A 16,576-nucleotide genomic window follows, 5' to 3' on the forward strand; every position below is an offset into this window, starting at 1 on the left:
TAGTAAACCGGCCTGTGGATTCCGATCAAAACGGCATCAAAACCGGCGTGTGGATAAGTATATCATAGTTGACGGAATATGCCAAATGCCGTATAATTACATGAGCATTTCAGAATGATCGCAGGAGGCGGGCCATGATAAAGAGTATGACAGGGTTTGGACGAAGTGAGACAGAAAGCGGAGAACAAAGATTTACCGTCGAGATGAAAAGTGTCAATCACCGATATCTGGACATCAGCATACGGGTTCCAAGAAAGCTGAATTTTCTGGAAACGGCGGCAAAAAGTTACCTGAAGCAGAAGATCCAGCGGGGAAAAGTGGATGTCTTTATCGGCTATGAAGATCTGTCCCAGCGTTCTGCCTCCATCAAATATAATCGGGAAGCGGCAGGAGAATATCTGCATTACCTGAGACAGATGGCGGAGGAATTTGGACTGGAGCAGGATGTCCGGACATCTGTCTTATCCAGATATCCGGAAGTGTTTACCATGGAAGAACAGTCGGCGGATGAAGACACTCTGTGGGAAGGGATGAAGGCCGCTTTGGATCAGGCAGCAAAGCAGTTTGTAGGATCCAGGATCCGGGAAGGAGAGCAGCTGGAGAAAGATATCTGCGAGAAGCTGGACGGCATGAGGAAGCTGGTGCTTCAGATAGAAGAGCGCGCCCCTCAGATTTTAGCGGAGTATCGCCGCAGGATCGAGGAAAAAGCGGCGGAGCTGTTAGAAAATGCCCAGATAGAAGAAAGCAGGCTGGCGGCGGAAATGGTACTGTTTGCAGACAAGATCTGTACAGACGAGGAGATCGTCAGGTTAAAAAGCCATATTCAGAGTATGCAGGATACGCTGGGGCAGATGGAAGAGGGCGTGGGACGAAAGCTGGATTTCATTGCGCAGGAAATGAATCGGGAGGCCAACACCATCCTTTCCAAGTCCAATGACCTGGAGACCTCCAATCTGGGGATCCAGTTAAAGACGGAGATCGAAAAGGTGCGGGAGCAGATCCAGAACGTAGAATAAAGGAGCACAGGTTTGATGAGAAGAGGGATTTTGACAGTGGTTTCCGGATTTTCCGGGGCGGGAAAAGGGACGATGATGAAGCGTCTTCTGGAAAAGTATGACAGCTATGCCTTGTCTGTTTCCGCAACCACAAGACTTCCAAGAGAAGGAGAGCAGGAAGGCCGGGAGTATTTTTTTAAAACGACAGAGGCTTTTTTAGAGATGATAGAAAATGAGGAGCTGGTGGAGTATGCCAGATATGTGGATAATTTTTACGGCACGCCCAAAGCCTATGTGGAACAGCAGCTGGCAGACGGGAAGGATGTGATCCTGGAAATAGAGATACAGGGAGCCAGAAAGATCAAAGAAAAGATTCCGGATGCGGTCCTTTTGTTTATTGCGCCGCCCAGCATGCAGGAGCTGAAAAGAAGACTTCTGGGGAGAGGGACGGAGACGGAAGAAATCATACAGGCCCGTTTGGAGAGAGCCCAAAAAGAATCCGTGGGAATGGAGGATTATGACTATCTGATCATCAATGATGATCTGGATGTATGCGTGGAGGATGTTCACCATATCATTCGCGGGGAACACAGGCGAACAGAAAGAAACAGAGAATTTATTAAACAGATTCAGGGAGAACTGAAAGGAGAATAAAATTATGCTGCACCCATCTTATACAGATTTAATGAAAGTTGTAAACAAGGACGTGGAGGAAGGAGAGACCAAGGTAGTCAACAGCCGCTACTCCATCGTCATGGCAACGGCAAAGAGAGCCAGAGAACTGATCGACGGAGCAAGGCCGTTTGTGGAAGCAAAGAAGGGAGACAAGCCTCTTTCTACTGCTATCGATGAACTGAACCAGGCGCAGATCAAAGTGGTGGGAACAGAGGAATAGAGAACGAACAGACAGGATCACAGGCAGATGCACAGGTATCTGCCTGTTGCGGCGTAAAGGAGAAAACGGATGAATATATTGTTTGTGTCCCTGGGCTGTGACAAGAATCTGGTGGATTCGGAAGTCATGCTGGGACTCATAGACCAAAAAGGATATCGGATTGTAGATATGGAGGAAGAGGCAGATGTGATCGTGGTGAATACCTGCTGCTTCATCCATGATGCAAAGGAAGAGAGCATCCAGACCATCCTGGAGATGGCAGAATACAAGATGACAGGACGCCTGAAAGGGCTGATCGTGACAGGATGTATGGCACAGAGATATCAGAAGGAGATCCTGGAGGAAATTCCGGAAGTAGACGCAGTTCTTGGGACTTCTGCCTACGATAAGATCATAGAAGCGATCCAGAAGGCGGTGGAAGGCAAGGTCTCCGTTGCCATGGAGGAACTGGACGTCCTGCCGGAGGTGAGCGCAAAAAGGCTGGTCACGACAGGGGGACATTATGCCTACCTGAAGATCGCAGAAGGCTGCGACAAGCACTGCACCTATTGTATCATCCCGAAGCTTCGGGGAAGGTACAGAAGCGTCCCCATGGAGAAGCTGCTAAAAGAGGCAGAAGAACTGGTGGAGGGCGGTGTAAAGGAATTGATCCTGGTGGCCCAGGAAACCACCGTATATGGGAAAGACCTGTATGGAGAACGATCTCTTTCAAAGCTTCTTAGGGAACTGTGCAAAATAGAAGAACTCAGGTGGATCCGCATCCTGTACTGCTACCCGGAAGAGTTGGATGAAGAGCTGATCCGCACGATCCGGGAGGAGGAAAAGGTCTGTCCTTATCTGGATCTTCCTATCCAGCACTGCAATGACGAGATCCTGAAGCGGATGGGACGAAGAACCACCAGAAGACAGCTGGAGGAAATCATAGAAAAGCTGAGAAGGGAGATTCCGGATATTGCCCTTAGGACGACACTGATCACCGGATTTCCGGGAGAAACAGAGCAGCAGCATGAAGAGCTGATGGATTTTGTGGACCGGATGGAGTTTGACCGCCTGGGCGTATTTCCCTATTCTCCGGAGGAGGACACGCCGGCGGCGTCCATGGAAGGACAGGTTTCGAATGAAGTAAAGGAAAGGCGGCGGCAAGAACTGATGGAGCTGCAGCAGGAGATCGTATTTTCCGGATCGGAAGAGCTGATAGGCCGGGAGCTTTCGGTGATGATAGAAGGAAAGATCACGGAGGAAGACGTTTATGTGGGGCGGACATACCGGGACACACCCAATGTGGACGGGATGATTTTTGTCCATTCCGACGAAGCGTTTGTGTCCGGAGATTTTGTAACAGCAAGAGTAACAAAGGCGGCAGAATATGATTTGATAGGAGAGGTGACAGAATCATGAATTTACCAAATAAACTGACGGTATTAAGAGTGTTGATGGTTCCATTTTTTGTGTTTTTTATGTTGTCTGATGTAGCGGGAGAGGGAAGCAAATGGATCGCGCTGCTTCTGTTTTGCGGGGCAAGCTTTACCGATTTCCTGGATGGGAAGATCGCAAGAAGCAGAAACCTGATCACGAATTTCGGGAAATTTATGGATCCGCTGGCAGATAAGCTGCTGGTATGCTCCGCGATGATCTGTCTGATCCCCTCCGGAAAGTTATCGGCGTGGTTTGTGATCATTATCATTGCAAGGGAATTTATCATCAGCGGATTTCGTCTGGTGGCCTCCGACCAGGGGGTGGTGATCGCCGCCAGCTACTGGGGAAAGTTTAAGACGGTAGCCCAGATGGTTATGGTGATTGTGCTGATCGCAGATCTGGGAGGACCGTTCCATATCATAGGCAACGTACTCATTTGGGTATCCCTGATCCTGACCATTGTGTCGCTGGTGGATTATGTGGCGAAAAATATCCAGGTACTTACAAAGGGAGGCATGTAGGATGACGGTAGAACTGATTTCTGTGGGAACAGAGATTTTAATGGGGAATATTGTCAATACCAATGCGGCTTTTCTGTCGGCTCAGTGTGTAGCACTGGGCCTTTCCTGTTATCACCAGAGCGTGGTGGGAGACAATGAAGGCCGTATGGAGGAGGCGATGCAGACGGCACTTTCCAGGTCGGAGCTGGTGCTCATAAGCGGCGGTCTGGGACCCACCAGGGACGATCTGACAAAAGAGGTGGCGGCAAAAGTCATGGAGAAAAAGCTGGTCATGGATATGCGTACCAGAGACAGGATCCAGGCGTATTTTGACCGGATAAAACGGCCGGATATTACGGAAAACAACTGGAAACAGGCCGTGGTGCCGGAGGGAGCCATCGTACTGGATAACGACAATGGAACGGCTCCCGGCCTGATTCTGGAAAAAGAAGGAAAAGCGATGATCCTTCTTCCGGGTCCTCCGGGAGAGCTGCTCCCGCTCTTTCAGAAAAAAGTACGCCCCTATCTGGAACAGCTTCAGGAGGAGAAGATGTATTCCTGCATGGTAAAGATCTGCTCCGTGGGAGAAAGCCGGGCAGAGACTATGGTGGCAGATCTTCTGGAGGGACAGACCAACCCTACCATAGCGCCCTACGCCAAGACGGGAGAGGTACACTTTCGCATTACCGCCAGAGAAAAAACGCAGGAAGCGGCAGAGCTTTTGATGGAGCCTGTGCTAAAAGAGATGAAACGACGCTTTGGAAGCCGGATCTATACCGTGCGGGAGGAGGAAACTCTGGAGGAGGTGGTGGTACGGCTGTTAGAGCAGGGACGCCTGACCATTACAACGGTAGAATCCTGCACCGGAGGCCTGCTTTCGGGACAGCTGGTAAATGTACCGGGAGCATCAAAGGTGCTGGAAAGAGGGTTTGTTACTTACTCCAATGAAGCCAAGATCCAGATGGTGGGAGTATCTCCGGTGACTCTGGAGGAAATGGGAGCAGTCAGTCAGGAGACGGCAGAAGAGATGGCAGAGGGCGGAAGGAAAGCGGCAGGAGCAGATGTAGGGATCAGCATCACGGGAGTGGCAGGTCCCGGAGGCGGAACAGAGGAAAAACCGGTAGGAATGGTCTGCATGGCCTGCAGTATCAGAGGGGAGATTCGCAGGGAAACCTTTTATTTTTCAGGGGACCGGGAAAAGATCCGCAAATCTTCTGTCGTGCAGGGATTAAATCTGATACGGGAAGAATTGCTGAAGTATCTGGAAGGACAGATATCCGGGGAAAGCGCCTGAAAAAGAGGAACAATACGGATTGGTTAGAAAATCAGGAAATTGGCCGGGATTTTCCGACAAAGTGCCAATTGACGAAAAAATTGATGTATGAGAGAATAAAACGAAGAGTAAGACAGTATGATCATATCATCTGAAAAATGCATAGTTGAAAGGAGTTTTATAATGATCTATTCACATGAAGTACAAATGATGTGTCCGGTAGCACAAGGTGCAAATCACGGACCGGCTCCGATTCCGGAAGAGGCGAAGTGGGTACAGGCAAAAGAGGTAAAGGACATTTCCGGTCTGACTCATGGAGTGGGCTGGTGCGCTCCCCAGCAGGGTGCATGTAAGCTGACTTTGAATGTGAAGGACGGGATCATTCAGGAAGCGCTGGTGGAAACCATCGGCTGCTCGGGAATGACTCATTCTGCAGCAATGGCGTCGGAGATCCTTCCGGGAAAGACTATTTTAGAAGCATTGAATACAGACCTTGTCTGTGATGCCATCAATACAGCGATGAGAGAGCTGTTCCTCCAGATTGTTTATGGAAGGACCCAGAGTGCGTTCTCAGAGGACGGGCTTCCCATCGGAGCAGGACTGGAAGATCTCGGAAAGGGACTTCGCTCTCAGGTAGGAACCATGTACGGTACTCTGGCAAAAGGACCGCGTTATCTTGAAATGGCAGAAGGATACGTTACGGGAATCGCTTTGGACGACCACGATGAGATCATCGGCTACCAGTTTGTAAGCATTGGGAAGTTTACAGATTTCATCAAGGCGGGAGACGCTCCGAATGAAGCGTGGGAAAAAGCAAAAGGTCAGTATGGACGTGTTGCAGACGCTGCAAAGATCATTGACCCAAGAAAAGAGTAAGGTTGACGGATGTCATTTAAAGAAAAAGCAGGAGGAAGAGTAAATGGCTTTATTTGAATCGTATGAAAGAAGAATAGATAAAATCAACGAAGTATTACAGAGCTACGGGATCGGATCGATCGAAGAAGCAGAAAAGATCACAAAAGAGGCGGGACTGAACGTGTATGATCAGGTAAAAGGGATCCAGCCTATCTGTTTTGAGAATGCCTGCTGGGCATATGTGGTAGGCGCTGCCATTGCCATCAAAAAAGGATGTCGCACGGCGGCGGAGGCGGCCGCAGCGATCGGAGAAGGGCTGCAGGCATTTTGTATTCCGGGTTCTGTGGCAGACCAGAGAAAAGTAGGTCTGGGACACGGAAATCTGGGCAAGATGCTTCTGGAAGAAGATACGGAGTGCTTTGCATTTCTGGCAGGGCATGAATCTTTTGCAGCGGCAGAAGGAGCTATCGGAATTGCAGAAAAAGCAAACAAGGTCCGGAAGAAACCGCTTCGGGTCATCCTGAACGGACTGGGAAAGGATGCGGCGAAGATCATTTCCAGGATCAACGGATTCACCTATGTACAGACAGATTATGATTACTATACAGGAGAACTGAAAGAGGTGGAGAGGATCTCCTACTCCGAAGGACTCCGTGCAAAAGTAAACTGCTATGGAGCCAATGATGTCAGAGAAGGCGTTGCTATCATGCACAAGGAAGGCGTGGATGTTTCCATTACCGGAAACTCTACCAATCCGACACGCTTCCAGCATCCGGTAGCAGGAACCTACAAAAAAGAATGTATGGAGCAGGGGAAGAAGTACTTTTCCGTGGCTTCCGGAGGCGGTACAGGACGTACCCTGCACCCGGACAACATGGCAGCCGGTCCTGCCTCCTACGGTATGACGGATACCCTGGGACGTATGCACTCTGACGCACAGTTTGCAGGATCTTCCTCCGTACCGGCTCACGTGGAGATGATGGGCCTGATCGGAGCGGGGAACAACCCGATGGTAGGTATGACGGTAGCCGTTGCGGTTTCCATCGAGGAAGCGGCAAAAGAGGGAAAATTCTAAATTCTGCATCAGGATCAAACGATCAAAAGACATTCTGCTGGCTGGTGGAATGTCTTTTTCCGGTCATAACGAAGGATCCGGGATCGTTTAGATATCCGGGACTTGTGATCGATCGTGGAGATAAAGTACAATTGAGTTCGCAGATAACGGCAGGGATTTCCGGCTGTTTGACAATCCCTGTCCGACAGGGAAGAAGTGTAAGAGGCACAGATGGTAAAGGAAGGAGAACGGACAGAGAATGAGGCAAGGGAGAGGAAAAGGAAGCAGAAAAGAAACCTGGGCGGTGTTGTCCATTCTTCTGGTCGTGATTCTGACCAGAGGAAAAGGATGGACCCAGATGCTTCCGATGTTTGGAGGAGAAACCAGATCGATTGAAAAGACGGTGGCAGAGGGAGAAATGAAGGTCACGTTTCTGGATGTGGGGCAGGGAGACTGTACCATTATCCAGACGAAGGACCGGGCGATGATGATCGACGCAGGCAACAATGACCAGGGAGAAAAGGTGGTGGATACTTTGTACCGCCTTGGCGTGGAAAAGCTGGATTACCTCATTCTGACCCATCCGGATGCAGACCATATCGGAGGAGCGGATCATGTGCTGCGGCAGATTCCCACAGAACAGGTGCTGATGCCGGATGTTGTAAACGACACCATGACCTACTATGAAGTCGAGGAACTGATCCGGGAAAAAGAAATTCCCGTCACACATCCGGAAGTAGGGAAAACATATCTGCTGCAGGACGCCGCGTTTACGATTCTGTGTCCGGAGCGGACGGAAGAGGAGGACCTGAATGCGTCGTCTGTGGGAGTCAAGCTGGTACACGGAGACGTCTCCTTTGTAATGTGCGGGGATGCAGATACAGAGTCGGAGGAGCGCATGGTGAAAACCTTTGGAGAGGCGCTGCAGTGTGATGTGTTGAAATGCGGACATCATGGAAGTTCTACTTCCACCTCGGATGTATTCCTGAAAAAGACAGATCCTGCCTGGGCTGTGATCAGCTGCGGTGCAGACAATCCCTATGGACACCCCCACTGGGAGGTTTTGGAAAAGCTGGAGAGAGAGGATATACAGATCTATCGGACGGATCAGCTGGGAACGCTTACCGCAGTCAGTGACGGCAGGAATATCCACTGGGAAACAGCAAGATAACAGGTATACCTTTGAGAAATGAGGGGCGGATCCATTTTTATCATACCAGTTGTCTGATTTGAGACAGACCTTATAAAAAGCTAAAAACACTGTCCACGGTGCGGCAGATTTCAGGGAAGACCTGACTGTCTGCGTTCGATGGACAGTGCTTTTTATTTTACGGGAAATGGTATCCGGTCTGCCGGAAACGGCACAAGGAATCCGGATTATTCCTGACAAAGGGAGGCTTCCAGATTCTTGTGGGCGGTAGACAGCATCAGCTTGATGCGGTTCAGCTGGTTTACCTCGCTGGCGCCGGGATCAAAATCAATGGCTACTACATTGGAGGAGGGGTGGATCCGGCGAAGTTCCTTGATGACGCCTTTTCCCACCACATGGTTGGGCAGGCAGGCAAATGGCTGCGTACATACGATATTTGGCGCATCATTTTGGATCAGTTCCAGCATTTCGCCGGTCAGGAACCAGCCCTCACCTGTCTGATTTCCCAGGGAAACAAAGTCCGAAGCCATTTTTCCCAGATGACGGATATCCGCCGGGGGATCAAAATGCTTACTGTTTGCAAACGCCAAAGAGGCGGGCGCACGAAACCATTCCAGGACCCGGATTCCAAGATTCCCCAGAACAGCCTTGGACTTTTTCATGCCCAGATGGGAAACCTTAAAATTCTGATTGTAGAAGCAGTAAAGCAGGAAGTCCAGAAGATCCGGCACAACAGCCTCGGCTCCTTCTTTTTCCAGCAGCTCCACCAGATGGTTGTTGGCAGCGGGAAGGAATTTTACCAGAATTTCTCCCACAACGCCCACCCGGGGCTTCTTTACATCTGTCAGAGGAATGTTCTGATCAAAATCTTCGATGATCTGCCGGCATAACTGCTTGAATTTTCTCCGGGAAGGGTAGGGGGCAGACAGAAATTCCTGACATACCTTCACCCATTTTCGATGCATGGCGTCCGTGGATCCGGCAATCTGTTCATAGGGACGGATCCGGTAGACACACTTCATGAAAATATCCCCTAAAACAGCGCCGTAGATTCCGCGCAGTACCAGGGAGGGAGTGATCTTGAATCCGGGATTGCCTTCCAGTCCGCTGAGGTTGATAGAGATCACCGGGATATGGGAATATCCCGCTTTTTTCAAAGCTCTTCGGATAAAGCCGATATAATTGGAAGCACGACAGCCTCCTCCCGTCTGGCTGATGATGACGGCCAGTTTATCCGTATCATATTCTCCGGACAAGATTGCCTCCATGATCTGTCCCACCACGATCAAAGAAGGATAGCAGGCGTCATTGTTGACATATTTCAGTCCCACGTCCACCGCCTGCCTGTTGTCATTGGGCAGTACAGCCACCCGGTAGCCGGAAGCGCGAAACGCCGTCTCCAGTAGTTCAAAATGGATGGGCGACATCTGCGGACACAGGATGGTGTACTCCTTTCGCATATCCTTGGTGAAGGGTACTTTTTTGATCGCGGAAGAAGCGGGATCGGACAGGCTCTGCCGCTGCTTTCTGACACGGATCGCGGCCAGAAGAGAGCGGATCCGGATACGGGCGGCTCCCAGATTGTTGACCTCGTCTATTTTCAGGGTGGTATAAATCTTGTTGGAGTGGGTCAGGATGTCCGCCACTTCGTCGGTAGTAACGGCATCCAGTCCGCAGCCGAAGGAGTTCAGCTGAATCAGCTCCAGGTTATCTGTCGTCTTTACATAGCTTGCAGCAGCATAAAGACGGGAGTGGTACATCCACTGATCCATCACGTTCAAGGGTCTGTCTACGACGCCCAGATGGGAGATGGAATCCTCTGTGAGTACGGCAATATTATAGGAATGGATCAGTTCGGGGATACCATGGTTGACCTCCGGATCCATGTGATAAGGACGGCCGGCAAGGACGATTCCCTGATTGCCTGTTTCTTTCAGAAAGGCAAGTGTGCGTTCTCCCTCTTTTTGCAGATCCCTTCTGCAGCAGGCAAGTTCTTCCCAGGCAGCATGGACCGCCTGTTTGATCTCTTCGGCAGGGATCTCATCTGAAAATTCTTCTATCAGACGATAGGAGACGGTCTCCTCACTCTGGAAAGAGAGGAACGGATGACGAAAATCCACTTCTCCATGAATGATAGCGTCCATATTGTTTTTGATATTTTCCGGATAGGAGGTTACAATAGGACAATTGTAATGATTGTTGGACTCTTGAAACTCATTCCGTTCATACGCAATACTGGGGTAGAAGATCCGCCGGATCCCCTGCTGGATCAGCCACTGTACATGTCCGTGCGCCAGCTTGGCAGGGTAACATTCGGATTCGCTAGGAATGGACTCGATTCCCAGTTCATAGATCTTACGGTTGGACAGGGGCGACAGTACCACGCGAAATCCCAGCCGGTGGAAAAAGGTAAACCAGAAGGGATAATTTTCGTACAGATTCAGAACCCGGGGAATCCCTATGGTGCCTCGCCGTGCTTCCTGTGGGGAAAGCGGTTCATAGTCAAAGTAGCGTTTTAATTTATAATCGAAAAGATTGGGGAGGGAGTTCTGTCTTTTTTCTTTTCCGATTCCCCGCTCACAGCGGTTGCCTGTAATAAAGCGGCGGTTTCCACTGAACTTGTTAATGGTAAGACGGCAGTTGTTGGTGCACAGCCCGCATTTTGCCATGGAGGTGGAATACTCCAGCCGCTGGATCTCATCGATAGACAGCATGGTGGTTCCCTCACATTCCACGTAGCGCTCTCTTGCGATCAGGGCGGCGCCAAAAGCGCCCATGATGCCGGCGATGTCCGGACGGATGGCGTGGCAGTCAGCAATTTTTTCAAAGCTTCGCAGAACGGCGTTGTTGTAGAACGTACCGCCCTGGACAACAATGTGGTGTCCCAGTTCGGAAGCATCCGCCACTTTGATCACCTTAAACAGGGCATTTTTGATGACAGAATAGGCCAGTCCGGCAGAAATATCCGACACCTCCGCCCCTTCTTTTTGCGCCTGCTTTACTTTGGAGTTCATAAAAACGGTACAGCGGGTTCCCAGATCAATAGGATGGTGGGCAAACAAAGCCTCCTGTGCAAAATCCTCCACAGAGTAGTTGAGGGATTTGGCAAAGGTTTCGATGAAAGACCCGCACCCGGCGGAGCAGGCTTCGTTGAGCTGTACGCTGTCTACCGTCTGGTTTTTGATCTTGATACATTTCATATCCTGTCCGCCGATATCCAGGATGCAGTCCACGCTGGGTTCAAAGAAAGAAGCCGCGTAATAGTGAGAAACTGTTTCCACTTCCCCTTCGTCCAGCAAAAGGGCGGCCTTTACCAGAGCTTCTCCATATCCGGTGGAGCAGGAGTGGACAATGGACACACCGTCGGGAAGCTGTTGATAGATATCTTTGATGGCGGTGATGGTGGTTCCCAGAGGATCCCCTTCATTGTTCCGGTAAAAGGAATAGAGCAGAGTGCCGTCTTCCCCCACCAGAGCCACCTTCGTGGTGGTGGAACCGGCGTCGATTCCCAAAAAGGCCTTCCCGCGGTAAGAGGGAAGATCCCCGAAGGGCACCTGATGCTTTGCATGGCGAGCAGAAAATTCCTCAAACTCTGCCTGACTGGAAAAGAGAGGCTCCAGACGGGCCACTTCAAAATCCATCTGAATACGGCCTTTCAGTTGCTGCTGCATCTTCAAAAGCGAAACAGGAGATCCCTCTTTGGCATTTAAGGCAGAGCCAATCGCGGCGAACAGATGAGAATGAGCGGGAGCGACGATGTGCGCATCATCCAGTTTCAGGGTGCGGACAAAGGCTTCCTTCAATTCTGACAGAAAATGAAGAGGGCCTCCCAAAAAAGCTACGTGCCCGCGGATGGGTTTCCCGCAGGCAAGACCGCTGATGGTCTGATTGACCACCGCCTGAAAAATAGAAGCGGCCAGGTCTTCCTTGGAGGCTCCTTCGTTGATCAGGGGCTGGATATCCGATTTGGCAAAAACTCCGCATCTTGCGGCGATCGAGTAAAGGGCCTGATAATGTCTGGCGTACTCGTTCAGACCGGAGGCGTCCGTTTGAAGCAGGGAAGCCATCTGATCGATAAAAGAGCCGGTGCCGCCCGCACAGACGCCGTTCATTCTCTGTTCTACATTACCGCCCTCAAAATAGATGATCTTGGCGTCTTCTCCTCCAAGCTCAATGGCAACGTCCGTCTGAGGAGCCTCATGCTGAAGGGCGGCAGATACGGCGACCACCTCCTGGACGAAAGGAACCCCCAGATGGTTGGCCAGCGTCAGACCGCCGGACCCGGTAATGACCGGAGAGGCAAGGACGGGACCCAGTTGATGAACGGCGCGCCCCAAAAGATCCGACAGGGCGGGCTGTATATTTGCAAAATGGCGCTCGTAGTCGGAAAATACAAGCTCCCTGCTGTCGTTTAAAATGGCTATTTTTACAGTGGTAGAACCAATATCAATTCCTAATGTGTAAGTAACGGAATCCATAGTTTATCTCCTTGACAGAAGATCCGGAAAAGCATCCAAACCTTCGTGAAATACAATTTCTTTGAACCTAAAACATTATACGACAGCCCATGAAAAATAACAACTTACAAAACCCATAGAAGTTTTAAAGAATTGTGAAACTTCTATGGGATATTTGACAAACATAGGGGGAAACGGTAGAATGATTGTATAAAAAGAGAAACATTGGAAGGAGCAAGAACTGCGAAGTGGATAAGCTGGAGCGTAAATTTGGCAGATATGCCATTAAAAATTTAATGTACTATGTGATCATTCTTTATGGAGTGGGATTTGTTTTGAATTTGATCAATCCCACATTTTATATGCAATATTTGAGCCTGGATGCCAGGGCGATTCTGCACGGACAGGTGTGGAGGATCTTTACCTTCATCATACAGCCGCCGTCGTCCAGTCCCATCTGGATGGCGCTGGCTCTGTATGTCTATTACATGATCGGAAGCCAGTTGGAGCAGGCTATGGGGGCTTTTCGGTTTAACCTGTATTTCTTTACGGGGATCCTGCTGCATGCAGCGTCCGCCGTTATAGTCTACCTGATGACGGGAAATGTGCTGCTAATGAGTACCTGGTACCTGAACATGTCGTTGTTCCTGCTGTTTGCAGCGATTTATCCCAATGTGAGATTTTTGCTGTTTTTTGTCGTGCCTGTGGAGGCGAAGTACCTAGCCCTGCTGGACGGAGTTTATTTTTTGATCGCCATCGTGCAGGCATTCAGAGGAATAGAAGGATTGCCGGCGGGGGTGGCGGCAGGCGTTTCACTGTTCAACTTCTTTCTTTTCTTCTTCGGGTTCAGGAAAATGCGGCCGTATTCGCCCAGGGAGATCTACCGGAAAAATGTGTATAAAAAGAAGGTACGAAAAGAAGTGCAGTACGAAGACGGAGCCAGACATAAGTGCTGCGTCTGCGGCAGGACAGATATCACCAATCCGGAGCTGGAGTTCCGTTACTGCTCCAAGTGTGCCGGAGACAGAGAGTACTGCCAGGATCATCTGTTTACGCATGTACATGTAAAAGAATAGAAAACAGGAAGAGAATTACCAGGAAACAGGAAGAGGGGTATCACATGAAAAAAACAAAGATCGTTTGTACGATGGGACCAAATACCAACGAGGCATCTATGATGCGGGAACTGGTGCGTCACGGCATGGACATTGCCAGATTCAATTTCTCTCATGGAGATCATGCAGAGCAGAAGGCGCGGATGGATCTGCTGAAAAAAATCCGGGAGGAAGAAGGAAAGCCTGTGGCGATCCTGCTGGATACAAAGGGTCCGGAGATCCGCACAGGTCTTTTGAAAGACGGAAAAAAGGTATGGCTGGAGCCGGGAAATCTTTTCACTTTGACGACGAAGGAAGTAGAAGGAGATGAAAAAAGAGTCTCCATCAGCTATACAGGCTTGGTGGAAGATGTGCAGCACGGCAGCACGATCCTGATCGATGACGGATTGATCGGTCTGGAGGTCGTGGAAAAAAAAGAAGAAGAGATCGTCTGTACCGTTATAAACGGAGGCGAGCTGGGAGAAAGAAAGGGCGTCAATGTACCGAACGTGCCGGTGCGCCTTCCTGCGATCACAGAGAAAGACAGGGCGGACATCCGCTTTGGCGTGGAGCAGAAGATTGATTTTATTGCGGCGTCTTTTGTCAGAAATGCAGAATGTATTCTGGAGATCAAGGCGTTCTTGAAAGAATGCAAGTCTCCTTTTATTCCGATCATTGCCAAGATTGAAAATGCAGAAGGAATCAAAAATATCGACGAGATCATCCGGTGTGCGGACGGGATCATGATCGCCAGGGGAGATCTGGGAGTGGAGATCCCGGCGGAGGAAGTACCTTACCTGCAGAAGATGATCATCCAGAAATGTAACAGCAATTACAAGCCGGTGATCACAGCCACGCAGATGCTGGATTCCATGATGCGGAATCCGCGTCCTACAAGAGCGGAAGTCACAGACGTGGCCAATGCGGTTTATGACGGAACCGATGCGGTCATGCTGTCCGGAGAGACCGCGCAGGGAAAATATCCGCTGGAGAGTCTGCAGATGATGGTGCATATCGTGGAAAATACAGAAGAACACCTGGATCATGAGACGCTTTTGAAAAGGGCAGAGAAAACTATCTGAAAAGCACCTCCTGTGCTCTGGGATTTGCGACGGTGACGACGGCGGGAAGTTTGAACGCCAAATGTATCATTACGCCTACGGTATCGGGAGCAACGGCAAGAGTCGTGTCCAAGTTTAAGCCTCCGATGGATATTATAGGGGTCACGCCCAACGAAGAAACCTTACGGAGGATGCAGATCTACTGGGGGGTTCGTCCGCTGAAATCCATTGAATTCCAGACGACGGAAGACATCTGCAGCGGGGCCATTGATCTGGCATGTGCGAAACAGATGGCAGAGTCGGGAGATATCATCGTGCTGACGGCAGGGATCCCGTCACCCAACGTAAAGGCACAAAGAGAAGGCGTCAGCAATATCATGCAGATTGCTGTAGTAGATTAGACAGAAAAAAGGTGCACTGCACCGCTGGAGAGTATCAGTGGTGTGGCGGCATCTTTTTTTGTAGAAAAAGCACAGAAAAGGGGATTGTCGTGGAAGGGGGATGGTGAAGCGATGTGTCCTGCCGGCAGGAAAGAAACGGTCTGTTTTGAGAAGGATTCTTGACAGAGAGAGGGAAGAGGTATATAGTAGTACTTGAGAGAAACACTAAATAGTACAGGAGGTGGCAGAGTGGAGACGACATCATTTGCTGAAAGACTGATGGAATTTGGTCTGACAAGGCAGGAGGCCTGCATTTACCAATGTATTTTGGAGGAAGGAAAGGTAACGGGGTACGAGGTGGCAAAGCAGACCGGGATTTCCAGGTCCAACGCATACAATGCACTGGCCAACATGCAGGAAAGGGAGCGGTGTATCTTCTGGAGGAAGGAACAGCCAGAAAGTACGTTCCGGTTCCGTTGGAAGAGTTTTGTAAAAACCGTATCCGGAGACTGGAAGAGGCGAAAAAATGGCTCTCTCTGCGTGCGCCTAAGGAGCGGGAAGAGCAGAGGGCTATATTACGATAGAAGGCGGAAAAAATATCCTGAACAAGATCCGCAACCTTTTGGAGGAAGTGGAGGAGAGAGTCTATATCAGTTGTACCAGAAATTATCTTTTACTGATGGTCAGGGAATTGGAGGCGCTGCAGGCCGCCGGGAAAAAGGTTGTGATCATCACGGACCGGCCGGTTACCTTCAAAATGCCAGAGTATATGTAGGCAGGGACAGAGGAATGCAGATAGGGTTATTTCGGATTCCCGCTATGTGATCACAGGAGAGTATGGAGAGGGAAGTATGAACACCGCCTTGTATTCCGGGCAGAAGAACTTTGTGGAGCTGTATAAGACGGCTTTGTCCAATGAGATAGAGCTGCTGACATTGAAAGAGGAGAACTGACATGAAAAAAACACCGTTTGTAACAAAAGAACAACTGGAAAAGATCGTAGAGCAGTATCCACTCCTTTTCATCTGTATGATGAAAAAGGGATCCGTGAAAATATAAAAGCGCTGAAGGAGCGTTTGCCTGGAACCGGGGATACAAGGAATATTTTGGCCGTGAAGGCTACGCCCAATCCGTTTTTGATCGGGATTCTGAGGGAGTACGGCTGCGGCTGTGACTGTGCATCCTATTCGGAGTTGTTGCTTTCCGAAGCCATGGGGATCGGCGGAAGGGATATTATGTTTTCTTCCAATGATACGCCGGCGCAGGAGTTTGTGTACGCAGACCGGCTGGGCGCCATCATCAACCTGGACGACATTTCCCACATTGACTGCCTGGAAAAAGCCATCGGCAAAATTCCGGAAGTGATCAGCTGCCGTTATAATCCGGGCGGGCTGTTCCAGATCAGCAACGACATCATGGACAATCCGGGAGACGCCAAGTACGGGA

The 16,576-nt window shown here is 50.0% G+C and carries 11 protein-coding genes and 3 pseudogenes; 13 read left to right on the plus strand and 1 reads right to left on the minus strand.

Annotated elements, in window-relative coordinates:
- Nucleotides 1-134: 134 nt before the first annotated feature.
- From FYJ34_RS11305 to FYJ34_RS11345, 9 genes are all read left to right on the plus strand, one after another.
- Entirely contained in the window at nucleotides 135-1,016 is an 882-nt protein-coding gene (locus FYJ34_RS11305) for a YicC/YloC family endoribonuclease (RefSeq protein ID WP_154478703.1), read from the plus strand.
- Between the two features lie 12 nt (nucleotides 1,017-1,028).
- Nucleotides 1,029-1,649, plus strand: coding sequence for a guanylate kinase (gene gmk, locus FYJ34_RS11310; protein WP_154478705.1), 621 nt, complete (start codon nucleotides 1,029-1,031; stop codon nucleotides 1,647-1,649).
- A 4-nt stretch (nucleotides 1,650-1,653) separates the two neighbouring features.
- Nucleotides 1,654-1,890, plus strand: coding sequence for a DNA-directed RNA polymerase subunit omega (gene rpoZ, locus FYJ34_RS11315; RefSeq protein WP_154478707.1), 237 nt, complete (start codon nucleotides 1,654-1,656; stop codon nucleotides 1,888-1,890).
- 69 nt (nucleotides 1,891-1,959) lie between these two features.
- Nucleotides 1,960-3,288 (plus strand): 30S ribosomal protein S12 methylthiotransferase RimO, encoded by a 1,329-nt coding sequence (gene rimO, locus FYJ34_RS11320; protein WP_154478709.1) that lies wholly within the window; start codon nucleotides 1,960-1,962, stop codon nucleotides 3,286-3,288.
- The gene (gene pgsA / locus FYJ34_RS11325) at nucleotides 3,285-3,827 is read left to right on the plus strand and encodes a CDP-diacylglycerol--glycerol-3-phosphate 3-phosphatidyltransferase (RefSeq protein WP_154478711.1); all 543 of its coding nucleotides are present in this window, start codon (nucleotides 3,285-3,287) and stop codon (nucleotides 3,825-3,827) included. Before rimO ends, pgsA begins: the two co-directional genes overlap by 4 nt.
- Before the next feature lies 1 nt (nucleotide 3,828).
- Nucleotides 3,829-5,100: a competence/damage-inducible protein A gene (locus FYJ34_RS11330; protein ID WP_154478713.1), complete on the plus strand. Its 1,272-nt coding sequence runs from the start codon at nucleotides 3,829-3,831 to the stop codon at nucleotides 5,098-5,100.
- A gap of 162 nt (nucleotides 5,101-5,262) precedes the next feature.
- Nucleotides 5,263-5,955, plus strand: coding sequence for an iron-sulfur cluster assembly scaffold protein (locus FYJ34_RS11335; protein ID WP_154478715.1), 693 nt, complete (start codon nucleotides 5,263-5,265; stop codon nucleotides 5,953-5,955).
- A 43-nt stretch (nucleotides 5,956-5,998) separates the two neighbouring features.
- Nucleotides 5,999-7,009, plus strand: a complete 1,011-nt coding sequence (locus FYJ34_RS11340; protein WP_154478717.1) for a GGGtGRT protein — start codon at nucleotides 5,999-6,001, stop codon at nucleotides 7,007-7,009.
- 238 nt (nucleotides 7,010-7,247) lie between these two features.
- A complete protein-coding gene (locus FYJ34_RS11345; RefSeq protein ID WP_154478718.1) occupies nucleotides 7,248-8,159 on the plus strand; it encodes a ComEC/Rec2 family competence protein in 912 nt (303 codons plus the stop codon).
- A 206-nt stretch (nucleotides 8,160-8,365) separates the two neighbouring features.
- On the opposite strand, the gene FYJ34_RS11350 is transcribed toward FYJ34_RS11345, so the two are convergent.
- Nucleotides 8,366-12,616: a 2-hydroxyacyl-CoA dehydratase gene (locus FYJ34_RS11350; protein ID WP_154478720.1), complete on the minus strand. Its 4,251-nt coding sequence runs from the start codon at nucleotides 12,614-12,616 to the stop codon at nucleotides 8,366-8,368.
- Between the two features lie 275 nt (nucleotides 12,617-12,891).
- On the opposite strand from FYJ34_RS11350, the gene FYJ34_RS11355 reads away from it, so the two are divergent.
- From FYJ34_RS11355 to FYJ34_RS11370, 4 genes and pseudogenes are all read left to right on the plus strand, one after another.
- Nucleotides 12,892-13,671, plus strand: coding sequence for a hypothetical protein (locus FYJ34_RS11355; RefSeq protein ID WP_154478906.1), 780 nt, complete (start codon nucleotides 12,892-12,894; stop codon nucleotides 13,669-13,671).
- A 44-nt stretch (nucleotides 13,672-13,715) separates the two neighbouring features.
- Nucleotides 13,716-15,151, plus strand: a pseudogene (gene pyk, locus FYJ34_RS11360) (pyruvate kinase).
- 258 nt (nucleotides 15,152-15,409) lie between these two features.
- A pseudogene (locus FYJ34_RS15175) lies at nucleotides 15,410-16,083 on the plus strand (TrmB family transcriptional regulator).
- Between the two features lie 123 nt (nucleotides 16,084-16,206).
- Nucleotides 16,207-16,576 (plus strand): annotated as a pseudogene (locus FYJ34_RS11370) (diaminopimelate decarboxylase); the annotation flags it as partial.

The organism is Suipraeoptans intestinalis (assembly GCF_009696485.1).
GTDB lineage: Bacteria > Bacillota > Clostridia > Lachnospirales > Lachnospiraceae > Suipraeoptans > Suipraeoptans intestinalis.